Source organism: Solitalea agri, assembly GCF_023914155.1.
Classification (GTDB): domain Bacteria; phylum Bacteroidota; class Bacteroidia; order Sphingobacteriales; family Sphingobacteriaceae; genus Solitalea; species Solitalea agri.
Genome location: NZ_JAMWYS010000046.1, coordinates 1 through 16,477 on the forward strand (window position 1 = coordinate 1; position 16,477 = coordinate 16,477).

The 16,477-nt window shown below is 37.4% G+C and carries 16 protein-coding genes and 5 tRNA genes; 20 read left to right on the top strand and 1 reads right to left on the bottom strand.

Going from position 1 to position 16,477, the window contains the following annotated elements; translation table 11 throughout:
- Positions 1–108: 108 nt before the first annotated feature.
- Positions 109–1,863 carry a lysophospholipid acyltransferase family protein gene (locus tag NF867_RS13445; RefSeq protein ID WP_252588535.1) on the bottom strand — a complete coding sequence of 585 codons (1,755 nt, stop codon included), beginning with the start codon at positions 1,861–1,863 and terminating at the stop codon, positions 109–111.
- A gap of 128 nt (positions 1,864–1,991) precedes the next feature.
- Here NF867_RS13445 and NF867_RS13450 point away from each other — a divergent pair, with 128 nt between their 5' ends.
- From NF867_RS13450 to rpoB, 20 genes are all read left to right on the top strand, one after another.
- Positions 1,992–2,903 (top strand): ComEA family DNA-binding protein, encoded by a 912-nt coding sequence (locus NF867_RS13450; protein WP_252588537.1) that lies wholly within the window; start codon positions 1,992–1,994, stop codon positions 2,901–2,903.
- Between the two features lie 108 nt (positions 2,904–3,011).
- Positions 3,012–3,545: an adenine phosphoribosyltransferase gene (locus tag NF867_RS13455; RefSeq protein ID WP_252588538.1), complete on the top strand. Its 534-nt coding sequence runs from the start codon at positions 3,012–3,014 to the stop codon at positions 3,543–3,545.
- A 48-nt stretch (positions 3,546–3,593) separates the two neighbouring features.
- Entirely contained in the window at positions 3,594–4,733 is a 1,140-nt protein-coding gene (locus NF867_RS13460; protein ID WP_252588540.1) for an acyl-CoA dehydrogenase family protein, read from the top strand.
- An 83-nt stretch (positions 4,734–4,816) separates the two neighbouring features.
- Positions 4,817–5,533, top strand: a complete 717-nt coding sequence (locus NF867_RS13465) for a lysoplasmalogenase (RefSeq protein WP_252588542.1) — start codon at positions 4,817–4,819, stop codon at positions 5,531–5,533.
- 68 nt (positions 5,534–5,601) lie between these two features.
- On the top strand, positions 5,602–5,793 hold the full coding sequence (gene rpsU, locus NF867_RS13470; RefSeq protein ID WP_103787699.1) for a 30S ribosomal protein S21: 192 nt from the start codon (positions 5,602–5,604) through the stop codon (positions 5,791–5,793).
- 63 nt (positions 5,794–5,856) lie between these two features.
- Positions 5,857–6,738 carry a site-specific tyrosine recombinase/integron integrase gene (gene xerA, locus NF867_RS13475; RefSeq protein ID WP_252588544.1) on the top strand — a complete coding sequence of 294 codons (882 nt, stop codon included), beginning with the start codon at positions 5,857–5,859 and terminating at the stop codon, positions 6,736–6,738.
- Positions 6,739–6,756: 18 nt separating this feature from the next.
- The gene (gene hpf, locus NF867_RS13480; protein ID WP_252588546.1) at positions 6,757–7,098 is read left to right on the top strand and encodes a ribosome hibernation-promoting factor, HPF/YfiA family; all 342 of its coding nucleotides are present in this window, start codon (positions 6,757–6,759) and stop codon (positions 7,096–7,098) included.
- 428 nt (positions 7,099–7,526) lie between these two features.
- Positions 7,527–7,599: transfer RNA gene (locus NF867_RS13485), tRNA-Thr, on the top strand.
- Positions 7,600–7,626: 27 nt separating this feature from the next.
- Positions 7,627–7,707, top strand: a tRNA-Tyr gene (locus NF867_RS13490).
- A gap of 73 nt (positions 7,708–7,780) precedes the next feature.
- Positions 7,781–7,853 (top strand) — tRNA-Gly (locus NF867_RS13495).
- Positions 7,854–7,937: 84 nt separating this feature from the next.
- Positions 7,938–8,009: transfer RNA gene (locus NF867_RS13500), tRNA-Thr, on the top strand.
- Between the two features lie 60 nt (positions 8,010–8,069).
- Positions 8,070–9,257: an elongation factor Tu gene (gene tuf / locus NF867_RS13505; RefSeq protein WP_103787696.1), complete on the top strand. Its 1,188-nt coding sequence runs from the start codon at positions 8,070–8,072 to the stop codon at positions 9,255–9,257.
- 53 nt (positions 9,258–9,310) lie between these two features.
- Positions 9,311–9,381, top strand: a tRNA-Trp gene (locus NF867_RS13510).
- A 101-nt stretch (positions 9,382–9,482) separates the two neighbouring features.
- On the top strand, positions 9,483–9,680 hold the full coding sequence (secE, locus tag NF867_RS13515; RefSeq protein WP_252588550.1) for a preprotein translocase subunit SecE: 198 nt from the start codon (positions 9,483–9,485) through the stop codon (positions 9,678–9,680).
- 14 nt (positions 9,681–9,694) lie between these two features.
- Positions 9,695–10,237, top strand: coding sequence for a transcription termination/antitermination protein NusG (nusG, locus tag NF867_RS13520; protein WP_252588552.1), 543 nt, complete (start codon positions 9,695–9,697; stop codon positions 10,235–10,237).
- 127 nt (positions 10,238–10,364) lie between these two features.
- Entirely contained in the window at positions 10,365–10,802 is a 438-nt protein-coding gene (gene rplK, locus NF867_RS13525) for a 50S ribosomal protein L11 (RefSeq protein WP_252588554.1), read from the top strand.
- Between the two features lie 30 nt (positions 10,803–10,832).
- A complete protein-coding gene (gene rplA / locus NF867_RS13530) occupies positions 10,833–11,531 on the top strand; it encodes a 50S ribosomal protein L1 (RefSeq protein ID WP_252588556.1) in 699 nt (232 codons plus the stop codon).
- 3 nt (positions 11,532–11,534) lie between these two features.
- Positions 11,535–12,062 carry a 50S ribosomal protein L10 gene (gene rplJ / locus NF867_RS13535; protein WP_252588557.1) on the top strand — a complete coding sequence of 176 codons (528 nt, stop codon included), beginning with the start codon at positions 11,535–11,537 and terminating at the stop codon, positions 12,060–12,062.
- Between the two features lie 63 nt (positions 12,063–12,125).
- Complete coding sequence (rplL, locus tag NF867_RS13540) at positions 12,126–12,500, top strand: 50S ribosomal protein L7/L12 (RefSeq protein ID WP_252588559.1); 375 nt, start codon at positions 12,126–12,128, stop codon at positions 12,498–12,500.
- Positions 12,501–12,669: 169 nt separating this feature from the next.
- A complete protein-coding gene (gene rpoB, locus NF867_RS13545; protein WP_252588561.1) occupies positions 12,670–16,476 on the top strand; it encodes a DNA-directed RNA polymerase subunit beta in 3,807 nt (1,268 codons plus the stop codon).
- Position 16,477: the final 1 nt, after the last annotated feature.

The following is a 16,477-nucleotide window of genomic DNA, read 5'->3' on the forward strand; positions in this document are numbered from 1 at the left end:
TCAATCAAAAAATATACAGTCAATTCTCGGCAACTAAAAAGGCTGCCCCTTTTGAGACAGCCTCTTTAGTTTTTTCATTATCTCAAATCTCAATTCTTAAATCCTTTTCTAAACTCCTTGTGAAAGCTTTTCCATTTTTTCTACTGGAATATCTTTTAGATTCAATACCAAAAATCCATCGAGTGAATTTTCAAATTTTGGATCGATATTGAAACAAATGATCTTCGCATTAAGTTGGATATACTGTCGTAGAAGAACCGGCATTTTACTATTGCTTATTTCAATCTCCGAAATTAATGCATCCAATGATTTAAGTGAGCTGAATTGTTCAATTAATACATCTGTATCAACATTTGTATGTGTTACCTTAAACTTTGTTTTAGGTGAAACGTACTGTGCTAAGGTGTGATCATAAAAATTCTTGGTAATAAAATCAATGATCAATGATTGCGAAAGGTTAGAGAAATTGCTACTAATACTAACCGGGCCAATTAAATACTGAAATTCAGGATGTTTAAGAACATAACTACTGATTCCTTTCCATAGTAAGAATAATGGAAGAGGTTTCTGTTGGTACTCTTTAACAATGAACGAACGGCCTAACTCTAGTGAATGTTTAAGCACGTTGTTCATTTGATCTTTAATATTGAACAATGTGTTGATGTAGAAGCCTTTTTTTCCGTAGGCATAAAAAATATCATTTCCACGTCCAATACGATAAGCTCCTACAATCTTTTTAGCTTCTTTGTCCCAAATGAATAAATGCCTGTAATACAGATCGAATTCATCCAAGTCAATTTTTTTGTTGGTTCCTTCGCCTACATGACGGAAAGTAATCTCACGTAAACGTCCAATTTCCCTTATAATGTTCGGGATTTGTTGGGTTTTGGCGATGTATACTTCGTAGTTTTTCTCGGTATAAACTAATGCTTCTTCTTTGATTTGAGCTACATCTTGTTCAAGCAAATGCTGTTCAGTAGCCTCAACAATATCCTCAGGTTTTTTTAAAACACTAAAGAGGTCTTTTACGAAAAACCGGTTAACATCCGTTTCGAAACTCGAATTTAATGCATAGGTTCGGGCCCTTAAATATTTTAATGATTTTTCTGGCGTATTAAACGCATTATATTCAGCAGGCATTATCGGTTTTCCGATTCTTAACTTTATCGTAGTACCTTTTTTATTGAAGAGCTCCGATGGGAGTTTTACTGTTCGAAGTGAAGGGTGTATTAAACCAAGTAAATGGAATAAAACACCATTATTTCCATGGAAATAAATTGGAACAACCGGTAATTGTGCCTTTGTTATTAATTTCCCAACTATAGGAGACCACTTTTTATCGGTGATGGTTTGTGCTTCTGCATTATAAGTAGAGACTTCACCAGCTGGAAAAATACCAACCGGAATATTTTCTTTCAATTTCTCCATGGTTAGCTTCATTCCAGCCATGCTCGAAACGCTTTTAACGTTTTCAAAGGGGTTTACACCAATAAAGTAATCCGAAATATTTGGTATTTTCTTAAGTAAGAAATTAGCCATTACTTTAGCTTCCGGCCGAACCATGCAAAGCAGTTTCACCAAAATTAACCCTTCCACACCTCCATATGGATGATTAGCCAAAGCTATAAAACCACCTTCTTTCGGAATGTTCTTCAGATCATCTTCGTCAAATTCAATAGTAACACCGATATCTTCAAGTACCCCGTCAATAAAATCAAGTCCTTGTTTATCAATATTTTCGGCAAAAATTCTATTTACTTTGTTAATCTTGGTCAACTCCATCACTAGTTCGGCCAGGCCAGGCATTTTCAGCTTATCCAGTTTTGTTGCCTTCGCGAACTCATTTTTCGTGATTAACTTCATTTTTTCCATTTAAGGTTTAATCCGCAAAAATAAGATTTAGGTTTTTAAATATTGCTATTCGCTAAAGATACTTATTTGAGACTTTCTTTAAAGTTTGAAAATTGTGAATTATACTTTAATTTTTCTGTATGAAAAACATCTACAATCTATGGATTTCCTTCTCAAAAAAGGAACAAAATGGCTTATTGGTTTTAGCTGTTATTAGTTTGATTGTCATTGGATTAAACTTTTTAAAGGAAAGGATTTTCAGAGAGCCACCAATTGATTTTACTGAATTTGAGAGAGAAATAGCTCAATTTGAAAAGAGTAAAATGCAGAATTCAAATAATCATGTCTTCAAGAAAATTAATTCAAATGAATTAAAAAGTGCTGAAATTGAGCTAAAACTCTTTAATCCTAATAATCTACAATTAAATGAATGGCTAAGCATGGGTTTAACTGAAAAGCAAGCCCGTGTAATTATTAATTATGTTCATAAAGGAGGGGAGTTCAGAAAGAAGGAGGATTTAAAAAAGATCTATTCCATAACAGAGAAAGATTACACAAGATTAGAACCTTATATTGTAATAGACAATCATTCTAAATCTTCTTCAAACAGCTATAAAGTCGATGGGCCTCCCAAATCATCCATTCTTATAACAAAACCAATAGAGTTAAATGCTGCTGACTCTACTGAGTTAATTACTTTAAAAGGTATTGGGCCAACTTTTGCAAATCGGATTTTAAAATATAGAAACCGACTTGGAGGTTTCCATTCGAAAGAACAACTTAAGGAAGTATACGGCTTAGATTCGGTATTATTTCTTGCAATAATAGATAAGGTATTCGTTAATTCAGCCCTGATTCAAAAGGTTAATATCAATAACGCTTCGTTTAATGACCTTAAAAGGTATCCCTATTGGAGTTACAAACAAATCAATACGGTGTTAAATTATCGAAAGCAACATGGTAAGTTCTTAAAAAGTGAAGATCTGTTACAAGCTGTAGTTCTCGATAAAGCGGTTTTGACCAAATTAACCCCTTATTTATTGTTCGAGTAAAAACTGGTTTTATTTAGAACGTTGGATTTAACTATATACAAAGTTTTATAATGCCTGTCTTATGACAGGCATTTTTGTAAATTCGGTATATAATCATTAATCAAAATCATGACAATTGAACAACAAATTAAGGCTGTAATTAGAGATGTTAATGACTTTCCAAAACCAGGGATCGTTTTTAAAGACATCACACCAATATTAAAACATCCTGGACTCTGCAATGATATTGCCGAAGAATATGTAAAAAGGCTTAATGGTGTTAAAATTGATGAAGTTGCAGCAATTGAAAGTCGTGGTTTTTTATTTGGCATGATGATAGCGCATAAACTAAACGTACCGTTTGTCCCGATCAGAAAGAAAGGGAAACTTCCTTACAAAACAATTGAACAAGCTTATAATCTTGAATATGGCCAAGCTACTCTTGAGGTTCATGCTGATGCGATTGAAGAAGGAAAAATTGTGCTGATTCATGATGATTTATTGGCTACTGGTGGAACAATTGATGCGGCTGCTAAATTGATTGAAAAGTTGGGAGCTAAAGTGGGAGCGATCTCTTTTTTGGTGGAACTTGATTTTTTAAAAGGAAGGGAAAGATTGTTGCCTCATTCTGACAGAATAATTTCTCTCGTCAATTATCAATAACCTTTTATATATAACCTTATGATGACCGATTTAACTTTTGATTCAACCATGAACCTATCCTCCGAAAACCTACGGTTGGTAAGGGAAATGGCCAGAGACTTTGCTGTAAAGAATATTTTGCCCAATGTGATGGACTGGGATGAGAGTCAGTATTTTCCTGTAGAACTTTTTAAACAAATGGGAGAATTGGGAATAATGGGAGTGCTCGTTCCTGAACAGTATGGAGGTGCTGGTTTGGGTTATTTTGAATATGTGGCCATCATTGAAGAAATCGCAAAAGTGTGCGGTTCAATCGGCTTATCGGTAGCAGCACATAATTCGCTTTGTACCGGGCATATTCTTCAGTTCGCTAATGAGGAGCAAAAGCAACGGTGGTTACCTAAACTCGCATCTGCCGAATGGATAGGAGCATGGGGGTTAACCGAGGCAAATACCGGGTCTGACGCTCTGCGCATGAACTCTACCGCTGTTCGAGATGGAGATTATTATATAATTAATGGCAGCAAAAACTGGATTACCCATGGTAAATCAAGTAATGTTGCGGTTGTTATGACCCGTACAGGTAAATCAGGTGATTCAAACGGAGTATCGGCCTTTGTAATTGAAAAGGGCACTCCCGGCTTTACTCATGGTAAAAAAGAGAATAAATTGGGTATGCGTGCTTCTGAAACCACTGAGTTGATTTTAGATAATGTACGTGTTCATAAGGATAATTTATTAGGAGTTGAGGGTGAGGGTTTCAAACAAGCAATGAAGATTTTAGACGGAGGTCGGATATCTATTGCTGCATTAGCATTGGGAATTGCCAAAGGAGCATTTAATGCCGCCAAAAACTATTCGAAACAACGCCAGCAGTTTGGAAAACCGATTTGCGAATTTCAGGCTATTGCATTCAAATTGGCTGATATGGCTACAGAAATTGATGCCGCTGAGTTGTTGATTCATAGGGCCGCGGATTTAAAGAATAGGGGAGAGAAAGTAACCAAACAATCGGCAATGGCTAAGTATTACGCTTCGGAAGTGGCTGTTCGAACAGCTAATGAAGCTGTCCAAATATTTGGTGGCTACGGCTATACAAAAGACTTTCCAGCCGAAAAATATTATCGTGATGCTAAGCTTTGTACAATAGGAGAGGGAACCTCTGAAATACAAAAGATAGTTATTTCCAGGGAAGTGTTAAACGACTAACGGTACTTTAATTATTCTACTAAAAGCCAGGCTTGAAAGTCTGGCTTTTTCATTTATTTTAGGTCTATTAAATCAATCAATTTATGAAGAGAGTTCTAACAATTTTATTTTTCTTATCGGTGATACTTACCATAGCTGCCAATTATTTACAGTTTATAGAGTTAAGATATATCGCAAAGCCTTTAATAATGGTTTTTCTGGCTTGGATTTTCTCGTTAAACACTAATGAACAAAATCAGCCAATTCGAAGAATTACTTATTTAGCTTTTTTGTTTTCGTGGTTAGGTGATATTGCCTTGCTGTTTGCAGATGATTCTTCTAAAGCGCCTGGGTTTTATTTTTTCATTGCTGGTTTAATTAGTTTTTTAACAGCTCATGTATGCTATATCATTGTTTTTAGGAGAATTGCAAAACGTATATTGTTTTCAGGGGTAAATAAGAATAAATTGTTTTTAGGAATACCAGTATTGATAGTCGCGGGAATTTTGATCTTTAAAATTATACCTCATTTAGGGCCGATGATGGCACCAGTAATTGTTTATGCGATAGTTATTTCAACGATGGCAATTGCAGCTATAGCCTTACAGGGAGGAATTGAAACTGCCAATTTTAACGCCATTTACATTGGTGCGGCTCTTTTTTTAATCTCTGATACAACACTTGCGGTTAATCAATTTGTTTCTCCGAGCGCAACTTTAGGAATAGTGGTAATGATAACTTACGGCTTTGCGCAATATTTTATAATGCAAGGCTTATCCAGTCTGCAATTAAGGCAGCAAGTAGTTGAAAAAGTAATTTAAAAATAGTTTGATAATCAGCTTATTTGTCTTACCTTTGTCATCCCACTGAAAGGAGGTATATCAAGGGTATGATTATCATTAACGTAAAAGAAAACGAAGCAATTGATAAGGCGCTTAAGCGTTTTAAAAAGAAGTTTGAAAAGACTGGTGTTTTGCGCGAACTTAGAAGCCGCCAAGCCTTTGAAAAGCATTCTGTAGCACGTCGTAATGTTGTTAAGAAAGCTATTTACAAGCAAACACTTCAGCAAGAGAATCTGTAATTCTTTTTGCAATTACATATCAATGGTCGTATATTCATCTGAAATATACGACCATTTTTTTTGATGCATTTCGAAAGTTTCTTCCGATACCTTGAGTTTGAAAAACGTTACTCTTCCCATACAATAACATCTTACAAAAATGATATTGAGCAATTTTGTGCCTTTCTCACTCAATACGAAATCAATAATCCTGCTGAAGTAACACACCCTATAATCCGGTCGTGGATGGTTGAGCTGATGGATAATAAGCAAAGTTCGGCCACAATAAATCGAAAGTTATCTACTTTACGTACCTATTTCAAGTTTCTTTATCGCGAAAGTTTTATTAATTCTAATCCTGTTCTAAAAGCGCAAGCTCCTAAAAAGGAAAAGCGTCTCCCTGTGGTAGTTGAGGAGGTTTCAATGGAACAACTTTTAAATAATGTAGATTTTGGAGAAGGATTTTCAGGTACGCGGGATAAACTTATCGTTGAAATGTTTTATCAAACCGGTATTCGTTTATCGGAGTTAATCAACCTAAACCATGCCGATGTAGATTTTTTCAACCTCACTATTAAAGTATTAGGTAAAAGAAATAAGGAAAGAATGATTCCTATTACAAAATCATTTGGAAGTTTAATTTCAGATTACGTAATTGTTAAAAAATCAGAAGGATTTGATAACAATAGCGGATGCCTGTTCGTTACTAATAAAGGAGAACAGTTATATCCGAAGTATGTTTACAACTTAGTTAACAATTGTCTTACACACGTAGCCACTATAAAAAAGAAAAGCCCTCATGTTTTAAGGCATTCATTTGCCACTCATTTATTGAATAAAGGGGCTGAACTAAATGCAATTAAAGAACTCTTAGGCCACAGTAGTTTGGCCGCCACTCAGGTGTATACACATAATACCACTGAACGATTAAAATCTATTTATAAACAAGCCCATCCCAGGGCCTAACAAAAAAAAGGAGGATTTATGAAAATTCGTGTGCAATCCATTCGTTTCAATGCAGACATTAAATTGATTGACTTTATTCAACGTAAATTGGATAAGTTAGACTCATTTTTTGATCATGTGATAGACGGAGATGTTTTTTTGAGGCTTGATAAAGCTGAAGATGATGCGAACAAGATTGTAGAAATTAAAATTAATATTCCTGGGAAAGATTTATTTGTTAAAGAACAATGCCAAACATTTGAGGAAGCTACCGATATTGCGGTTGAATCCTTGGCAAAACAATTAAAGAAACATAAAGAAAAATTAAAAACTCATTTAGGAAAAGCCAATTCACCAGTTGAACTTGAGCCGGAGTTTTAAGATAATTAATAAAACAAGCAATGAAAGGCCGATGGAACACCCATCGGCTTTGTTTGTTTTTAGATTTTTTTATTGATGGATTTGGGACTAAATGATGGGGGTGTTCGGCTATCTTTTAATTTGCTTTGAAATATTTCTACCTGACTATCAAATGCAAAGAGAAATCATCAGAAAAAAAACTAAAAATATTCTTGCTATTTGGGTTAAAATATTACTTTTGCAGCCGCTTCGGCAATGTTCTTTGAAGGTACAAAAATCAGATTTTAGGGCTATTTAACCCACTTTTTATTAATCTGAACTCAAACAAAAAATATTTTAAAATAAATTTTGACAGAGTATAAAAATTTGTACATTTGCAATCCCTTAACAAAACAGAAATGTTAAGCGGATAAAGAAACAAAATAAGTTCTTTTAAATAGCAAAATTAAGCCTCCTTAGCTCAGCTGGTAGAGCAACTGACTTGTAATCAGTAGGTCATTGGTTCGATTCCGATAGGAGGCTCAAAAGAAGCAAAGTTTTGTTTCTGATGGGGAGGTTCCAGAGCGGTCAAATGGGACGGACTGTAAATCCGTTACTTCGGTTTCGAAGGTTCGAATCCTTCTCTCCCCACGCTAACAATTAGGTAGATGGTTGATTTTGCAAGTCAAGATCAACCATTTAGCTTCTAAAAACAAAATTACAAGCGGGAGTAGCTCAGTTGGTAGAGCGACAGCCTTCCAAGCTGTAGGTCGCGGGTTCGAGCCTCGTCTCCCGCTCTCTTGTAATCAATATCGTTAACAGTTAGAGTTTCTTTTTAATGAAAGATACCACTAGCGGTTAACCTTTGATTGTTAGGCGAGGCCTTTGTAGCTCAGGGGTAGAGTGCATCCTTGGTAAGGATGAGGTCGGGGGTTCAATTCCCCCCAAAGGCTCTGAATTAGTTTAGTCTAATTTTTAATCAATTTATAAAACTACATTAAGTATAAAATAAAATGGCAAAAGAAAAATTTGACCGTTCCAAAGAACACTTGAACATTGGAACAATCGGTCACGTTGACCACGGTAAAACTACCTTGACTGCCGCTATCACTAAAGTATTAGCAGATGCAGGTTTGTCAGAAGCTCGTTCATTCGATTCTATCGACTCTGCTCCTGAAGAAAAAGAGCGTGGTATTACTATTAACACCGCACACGTTGAGTACTCTACTGCTACTCGTCACTATGCGCACGTTGACTGTCCAGGTCACGCTGACTATGTAAAAAACATGGTTACTGGTGCTGCTCAGATGGACGGTGCTATCTTGGTAGTAGCTGCTACTGATGGTCCTATGCCACAAACTCGTGAGCACATCCTTCTTGCTCGTCAGGTAGGGGTTCCTAAAATTGTAGTGTTTATGAACAAAGTAGACATGGTTGACGATCCAGAATTGTTAGACCTAGTTGAAATGGAAATTCGTGAGTTATTATCATTCTACGAATTTGATGGTGACAACACTCCAGTTATTCGCGGTTCTGCTCTTGGAGGTTTGAACGGTGATGCTAAATGGGTAGCTACCATCATGGAATTAATGAATGCAGTAGATACATTCATTCCAGTTCCACCACGTTTGAAAGATCTTCCTTTCTTGATGCCTGTTGAAGACGTATTCTCGATCACTGGTCGTGGTACTGTAGCAACTGGTCGTATTGAGCGCGGTGTGATCAACTCAGGTGACCCAGTACAAATCATTGGTATGGGTGCAGAAGATTTGAAATCAACTGTAACTGGTGTTGAGATGTTCCGTAAAATCTTAGATTACGGTGAAGCTGGTGATAACGTAGGTTTATTGTTACGTGGTATTGAGAAAACTGATATCCGTCGTGGTATGGTTATCGTGAAACCAAATTCAGTAACTCCTCACGCTGATTTCAAAGCTGAGATCTACGTATTGAGCAAAGCTGAAGGTGGTCGTCACACTCCATTCTTCAACAAATACCGTCCTCAATTCTATTTCCGTACAACTGACGTTACAGGTGAAATTACACTTGAGCCAGGAGTAGAAATGGTAATGCCAGGTGATAACGTTACAATCAACGTTAAATTAATCAGCGCAATCGCTATGGAAAAAGGTCTTCGTTTCGCTATCCGCGAAGGTGGTCGTACCGTAGGTGCTGGTCAGGTAACTGAAATCGTTAAGTAATTAACATAAAATATAAACAACAGCGTTAGTTCGCTAATTGCTGTTGTTTTTACACGGGTGTAGTTCAAGGGTAGAATAGCGGTCTCCAAAACCGTTGATGGGAGTTCGAATCTCTCCACCCGTGCGAAATAATAGGTTAATAGTTTTCTATTGGTTTCTTTTAAATTCAACAGAAACCGGTAAAAATTCTATTAACCATTTATTGTATCTAATAACGTAGTTTAAATGAGCAAGGTAGTAGAATACATCAAAGAATCTAAGAGCGAGTTGTTGAATCATGTAACATGGCCTACAGCTTCTGAATTGTTCAATAGCGCAATGGTAGTTCTTGTAGCTTCAGGAATTTTAGCTGTTGTTGTATTTGCAATGGACGAAGCATTCGGTCAGGCATTACTCGGATCTTTTTATAATTTGTTCGCTTAATTTAGGAGATAGGGATGAGTGATCAATTAAAATGGTACGTAGTAAGAGCCGTTAGCGGAAAGGAAAAGAAGGTAAAACAATATCTTGAAGCCGAAATTAACCGTTTGGGCATCAATCACCTTGTACCGCAGGTGCTTATTCCTATGGAAAAAGTTTATCAGATGCGTAATGGTAAGAAAATTGCCAAAGAGCGTAACTTTTTTCCTGGATATGTACTTATTGAAGCTCAACTCGATGGCGAGCTTGAACACGTTATTAAAAATATTAACAGTGTTATTGGTTTCTTAGGTGATAAAGACGGAACCGCAATTCCTCTCCGTCAATCAGAAGTTAACCGTATTTTAGGAACAGTTGATGAGATAACCACTCAAGGAGAAACAACAGGTGTTCCATATTATGTTGGTGAGAACGTAAAAGTGATGGATGGACCGTTCAATGGCTTTACAGGAGTTATTGAAGAGGTGAATGAAGAGAAGAAGAAACTTAAAGTGATGGTTAAAATTTTCGGAAGAAGAACCCCACTTGAGTTGAACTACATGCAAGTAGAAAAAGAATAATCATAAATATTTGATAATGTGGCGCAAAAGGTTTACCTTTGCGCCTCATTAATTTTATATTAGTGAGTTATAAATGTTACTTATTGCTTCCACAATTGTTTAACATTTCTTAATTAACAAACGAGACATGGCAAAAGAAGTTAGTGCGCTTGTTAAATTACAAATCAAAGGTGGTGCTGCCAATCCTTCTCCTCCAGTAGGACCTGCATTAGGTGCTAAAGGGGTGAATATCATGGAGTTCTGTAAGCAGTTTAATGCTAGAACCCAGGATAAACCTGGTAAAGTACTTCCGGTTGTAATTACAGTTTATGCCGATAAGTCGTTTGATTTTATCATCAAAACTCCTCCAGTAGCAATTCAGTTATTGGAAGTTACCAAACTTAAAAGCGGTTCGGCTGAGCCTAACCGTAAAAAAGTTGCATCGGTATCTTGGGATCAAGTACGTACCATTGCAGAAGATAAAATGCCTGACTTAAACGCGTTTACAATCGAATCAGCAATGTCAATGGTTGCTGGTACTGCACGCAGTATGGGTATCACCGTATCAGGTGAACGTCCATTTTAATTAAATTATTAAATTATTAAGGGTAAAACAGTGGCAAGATTAACAAAAAATCGCAAAAAAGTACTATCCCTGTTGGAGAAAGATAAAGCTTACTCTCTACAGGAAGCCTCTGCCTTAGTAAAACAGATCACCACTACCAAGTTCGACGCTTCTGTTGATTTAGATATTCGTTTGGGTGTAGACCCACGTAAAGCTAATCAAATGGTGAGAGGTATCGCTGTGTTGCCACACGGTACCGGTAAAACTGTTCGCGTTTTAGTATTATGTACTCCAGACAAAGAACAGGAAGCTAAAGAGGCCGGTGCGGATTTCGTAGGCTTGGATGATTATATTACTAAGATTGAGCAAGGTTGGACTGATGTTGATATCATCATCACCACTCCTGCTTGTATGGCTAAAGTAGGTAAGTTAGGCCGAGTTTTAGGTCCACGTAACTTGATGCCAAATCCTAAGTCAGGTACTGTTACTAACGAAGTTGGTAAAGCAGTAACTGATGTTAAAGGTGGTAAAATTGACTTCAAAGTTGATAAAACCGGTATCATTCATACCTCAGTAGGTAAGGTATCATTTGCACCTGAGAAAATTTACGAAAATGCGTTAGAAGTAATTCAAACAATTTCTCGTTTAAAACCTTCAGCAGCTAAAGGTACTTACTTTAAAAGTATTCACTTGTCAAGCACAATGAGTGCGGGCATTCATGTTGAAACTAAATCTGTAGCGGGAATCTAAGACATGAACAGAGAAGAAAAAAATGTAATCGTTCTCGATCTTAAAGAAAAGATGGAAACGTACGGTACTTTTTACATTACCGACACTTCAAATCTAACTGTTGCTAAGATTAACGCGATCAGAAAAAAATGTTTCGAAAGAGACATTAAGTTTCAGGTAGCTAAAAATTCCCTTATTCGTAAGGCAATGGAAGCTACTGGTGTTGATTACAGCCCATTATTCGCTGCACTAAAAGGTACGTCTGGCGTTATGTTTTCTAATACTGGAAACATTCCTGCTAAATTGATCAAAGAATTACGCAGTGAAAAAGGTGCTGAGAAACCAATTTTGAAAGGTGCTTCAATTGAACAAGCTTTCTTTGTTGGCGACAATCAGTTAGATACGCTTACGGCGATCAAATCTCGTCAAGAGCTTATTGGTGATATCATTGGTTTATTACAATCTCCTGCTAAGAACGTTATTTCGGCTCTTAAATCAGAAGGTGGTAAATTGGCTGGTATCCTTAAAACATTATCAGAAAGAGGCGAATAAGCTGCCATTAGAGTGCTTATAGAATAATTAACTTAGTATTTAAACTATCAAATTTTTATAAAGATGGCAGATTTGAAAGCGTTTGCTGAACAACTAGTAAACTTAACAGTTAAAGAAGTTAACGAGCTTGCTCAAATTTTAAAAGACGAGTACGGTATTGAGCCTGCTGCTGCTGCACCTGTAATGGTAGCTGGTGGTGCTGCTGCTGCTGCTGTAGAAGAAGAAAAAACTTCTTTTGATGTAATTCTTGCTGACGCAGGAGGTCAAAAATTAGCAGTTGTTAAATTGGTTAAAGATTTAACTGGCTTAGGTTTGAAAGAAGCTAAAGACTTAGTAGACGGTGCTCCTAAACCTTTAAAAGAAGGTGTTGCTAAAGACGAAGCTGAAGCTTTGAAAAAGCAATTAGAAGAAGCTGGAGCTAAAGTTGAAATTAAGTAATTACTTAATTCACATATTACAGGATGAGACTCTTCCCAAAAGGGGGAGTCTATTCCTGTTTTTATAAGTTTAATTAAATTTACGCGAATTCATTGATAATGAGTGCGTTATCAATGTTTTAAACGATGTTTGAAACCTTTAATAGTTTTCACTCTCAAACTTTATTCCCTTGGCAAACAACACTAATAATTCGCAAAGAGTAAGTTTCGCTACAAGTAAACATGTATTGGATTATCCGGATTTTCTGGATGTGCAATTGGAATCATTCCAACAATTTTTCCAATTGGACACCACTGCCGATGATCGTCATACAGAAGGCTTGTTTAAAGTATTCAGCGAAAACTTCCCTATTTCCGACTCTCGTGGCATTTTCGTGCTTGAGTTTTTGGATTATTTCATTGATCCGCCTCGTTACGATATTCAAGAATGTATTGAACGTGGTTTAACCTATAGCGTACCTTTAAAGGCCAAGCTTAGGTTGTATTGTACTGATCCGGAGCACGAAGATTTTGAAACGATTGTTCAGGATGTGTATTTAGGTACCATCCCTTACATGACTCCTAAAGGTACATTTGTGATCAATGGTGCTGAGCGTGTTATTGTGTCTCAGCTGCACCGTTCTCCAGGTGTATTCTTCGGTCAGAGCCGTCACACTAACGGAACTAAGCTTTATTCTGCCCGTGTTATTCCTTTCAAAGGATCATGGATTGAGTTTGCTACTGACGTAAACAATGTGATGTACGCTTACATTGACCGTAAGAAGAAATTCCCTGTAACTACGTTGCTGCGTGCCATAGGATATGATTCTGACAAAGACATTCTTGAATTGTTTGACCTTGCCGATGAGGTCAAGGTGAGCAAATCAGGTTTGAAAAAATATGTTGGCCGTCGTTTGGCTGCCAGAGTTTTACGTAAATGGGTTGAAGACTTCGTAGATGAAGATACCGGTGAAGTGGTATCTATTGATCGTAACGAAGTAATCATGGAACGTGAAACAATCCTTGAAGACGATCATATCGACTTGATCATAGATGCAGGTGTTAAATCGATCATCTTAACTAAAGATGACGTTACTACTGCTGATCATGCTATTATATATAACACGCTTCAAAAAGATACTTCAAACTCTGAAAAAGAAGCTGTTGAGCACATTTATCGTGCATTACGTAATGCTGAACCACCTGATGAAGAAACTGCTCGTGGTATTATCGAGCGTTTGTTCTTCTCTGATAAACGTTACGATTTAGGTGATGTAGGTCGTTACCGTATCAATCGTAAGTTAGGTTTAGATACTGATGAGGATACTAAGGTGTTAACCAAAGTTGATATCATCGAAATTGTAAAATACCTTATTCGTTTGATCAACGCTAAGGCTGAGGTGGATGATATCGATCACTTGTCGAACCGTCGTGTTCGTACAGTAGGTGAGCAATTGTACGCACAGTTTGGTGTTGGTTTGGCTCGTATGGCTCGTACTATTCGTGAGCGTATGAACATTCGCGATAACGAGGTATTTACACCTACAGACCTTATCAACGCACGTACATTATCATCAGTGATCAACTCGTTCTTCGGAACTAACCAGTTATCACAGTTCATGGATCAAACTAACCCATTAGCAGAGATTACGCATAAACGTCGTCTTTCAGCTTTAGGTCCAGGTGGTCTTTCTCGTGAGCGTGCTGGTTTCGAGGTTCGTGACGTTCACTATACTCACTACGGTCGTTTATGTACAATTGAGACTCCTGAGGGGCCAAACATTGGTCTTATCTCGTCTCTGTGTGTACACGCTAAGATCAATAACTTAGGTTTTATCGAAACTCCATATCGTAAAGTTATTGAAGGTAAAGTTTCGGTTGATGAGCCTGTTATTTACATGAGTGCTGAGGATGAGGATGGTAAAACCATTGCTCAGGCGAACGCAAATTATGATGATAAAGGAAATTTCTTAACTCCAAAAGTTAAATCTCGTTACGAGGGTGACTTCCCGGTAATTGAGCCTGAGAAAATTGACCTTATCGATATTGCGCCTAACCAGATTACTTCAATTGCAGCTTCATTGATTCCTTTCTTGGAGCATGATGATGCCAACCGTGCCTTGATGGGTTCGAACATGCAGCGTCAGGCGGTTCCTTTATTACGTCCTGAATCTCCAATTGTAGGTACAGGTCTTGAAGGTCGTGTTGCGTCTGACTCTCGTACGTTGATGAATGCCGAAGGTGATGGAGAGGTTGTTTATGTTGATGCCAACAAAATCACAATCCGTTATGAACGTACGGATGATGATCGCTTGGTATCATTTGATGGCGACGAGCGTACTTATTCATTAACCAAATTCAAGAAAACGAATCAGAGTACATGTATCAACCTTAAGCCAATTGTTAAAAAAGGACAAAAGGTTAAAAAAGGCCAGGTACTTACAGAAGGATATGCAACTCAAAATGGTGAGTTAGCATTAGGACGTAACTTAAAAGTAGCGTTCATGCCTTGGCAAGGATTCAACTTTGAGGATGCGATTGTGATTTCTGAGCGTATTGCACGTGAGGATATCTTTACATCGCTTCATATTGAAGAGTTTGAATTAGAGGTTCGTGATACTAAACGTGGAGAGGAAGAATTAACTCCGGATATTCCTAACGTATCAGAAGAAGCAACAAAAGACCTTGACGAAAACGGTATTATCCGTATTGGTGCAGAGGTTAAAGAAGGCGATATTCTGATCGGTAAGATCACCCCTAAAGGTGAGTCTGATCCTTCACCGGAAGAAAAATTATTACGTGCCATCTTTGGAGATAAAGCCGGTGATGTGAAAGATGCTTCATTGAAAGCTTCTCCATCAATCAGCGGTGTTGTTATCGATACCAAATTATTCTCTCGTGCTAAGAAAACATCTAAAAATGATGAAAAAGCACAATTAGAGAAGTTAGAGGCACGTCATAACAACAACAACAATAAGCTAAAAGATACTTTAGTTGAGAAATTATTCGAGTTAGTTAACGGTAAAACATCTCAAGGCGTTCATGACAATTACAAAGAATTGTTGATCGCTAAAGGAGTGAAATTCACTCAGAAGATGTTGGTTGAACTTAACTACGAGAATATCAACCCTAATAAGTGGACAACTGATAAAGATAAAAACGATCAGATTAAGTTGTTGCTTCACAACTATGGTATTAAAGTGAACGAGGAATTGGGAGATTATCGTCGTCAGAAATTCGCTATTAGCGTTGGAGACGAGCTTCCTTCAGGAATTGTTCAAATGGCTAAAGTTTATGTTGCTAAAAAACGTAAGCTGAAAGTAGGAGATAAGATGGCTGGTCGTCACGGTAACAAGGGTATTGTTGCTCGTATTGTTCGCGACGAAGATATGCCATTCTTAGAAGACGGAACTCCTGTAGATATCGTGTTAAATCCGCTTGGGGTACCTTCTCGTATGAACTTGGGTCAGATTTATGAGACCATTTTAGGATGGGCTGGTAAAGAGTTAGGTATCAAGTTCGCTACTCCAATTTTCGATGGTGCCAGTCACTCGGAAGTTGAAGAGTGGATCAAGAAAGCGGGTGTTCCTGAGTCAGGTAGAACGTATTTATACGATGGTTTAACAGGCGATCGTTTCCACCAGCCAACAACAGTAGGTATTATCTACATGCTGAAATTGGGTCACATGGTTGACGATAAAATGCACGCTCGTTCGATCGGTCCTTACTCACTTATTACTCAACAACCATTGGGTGGTAAGGCACAGTTTGGTGGTCAGCGTTTCGGTGAGATGGAGGTTTGGGCACTTGAAGCATTCGGTGCATCCAATATTCTTCAAGAAATTCTTACTGTTAAATCTGATGACGTTATTGGTCGTGCGAAAACTTACGAAGCCATTGTTAAAGGTGAAAACCTTCCAACTCCTGGCGTACCAGAATCGTTTAACGTATTGGTACATGAGTTACGCGGCTTAGGCTTAGACGTTACATTAGAATAAT

What these genes read in the sequence shown, in the direction of transcription:
- NF867_RS13445 (WP_252588535.1), bottom strand. Translation starts at nt 1,863, where the DNA reads ATGAAGTTAATCACGAAAAATGAGTTCGCGAAGGCAACAAAACTGGAT.
- NF867_RS13450 (WP_252588537.1), top strand. Translation starts at nt 1,992, where the DNA reads ATGAAAAACATCTACAATCTATGGATTTCCTTCTCAAAAAAGGAACAA.
- NF867_RS13455 (WP_252588538.1), top strand. Translation starts at nt 3,012, where the DNA reads ATGACAATTGAACAACAAATTAAGGCTGTAATTAGAGATGTTAATGAC.
- NF867_RS13460 (WP_252588540.1), top strand. Translation starts at nt 3,594, where the DNA reads ATGAACCTATCCTCCGAAAACCTACGGTTGGTAAGGGAAATGGCCAGA.
- NF867_RS13465 (WP_252588542.1), top strand. Translation starts at nt 4,817, where the DNA reads ATGAAGAGAGTTCTAACAATTTTATTTTTCTTATCGGTGATACTTACC.
- rpsU (WP_103787699.1), top strand. Translation starts at nt 5,602, where the DNA reads ATGATTATCATTAACGTAAAAGAAAACGAAGCAATTGATAAGGCGCTT.
- xerA (WP_252588544.1), top strand. Translation starts at nt 5,857, where the DNA reads ATGCATTTCGAAAGTTTCTTCCGATACCTTGAGTTTGAAAAACGTTAC.
- hpf (WP_252588546.1), top strand. Translation starts at nt 6,757, where the DNA reads ATGAAAATTCGTGTGCAATCCATTCGTTTCAATGCAGACATTAAATTG.
- tuf (WP_103787696.1), top strand. Translation starts at nt 8,070, where the DNA reads ATGGCAAAAGAAAAATTTGACCGTTCCAAAGAACACTTGAACATTGGA.
- secE (WP_252588550.1), top strand. Translation starts at nt 9,483, where the DNA reads ATGAGCAAGGTAGTAGAATACATCAAAGAATCTAAGAGCGAGTTGTTG.
- nusG (WP_252588552.1), top strand. Translation starts at nt 9,695, where the DNA reads ATGAGTGATCAATTAAAATGGTACGTAGTAAGAGCCGTTAGCGGAAAG.
- rplK (WP_252588554.1), top strand. Translation starts at nt 10,365, where the DNA reads ATGGCAAAAGAAGTTAGTGCGCTTGTTAAATTACAAATCAAAGGTGGT.
- rplJ (WP_252588557.1), top strand. Translation starts at nt 11,535, where the DNA reads ATGAACAGAGAAGAAAAAAATGTAATCGTTCTCGATCTTAAAGAAAAG.
- rplL (WP_252588559.1), top strand. Translation starts at nt 12,126, where the DNA reads ATGGCAGATTTGAAAGCGTTTGCTGAACAACTAGTAAACTTAACAGTT.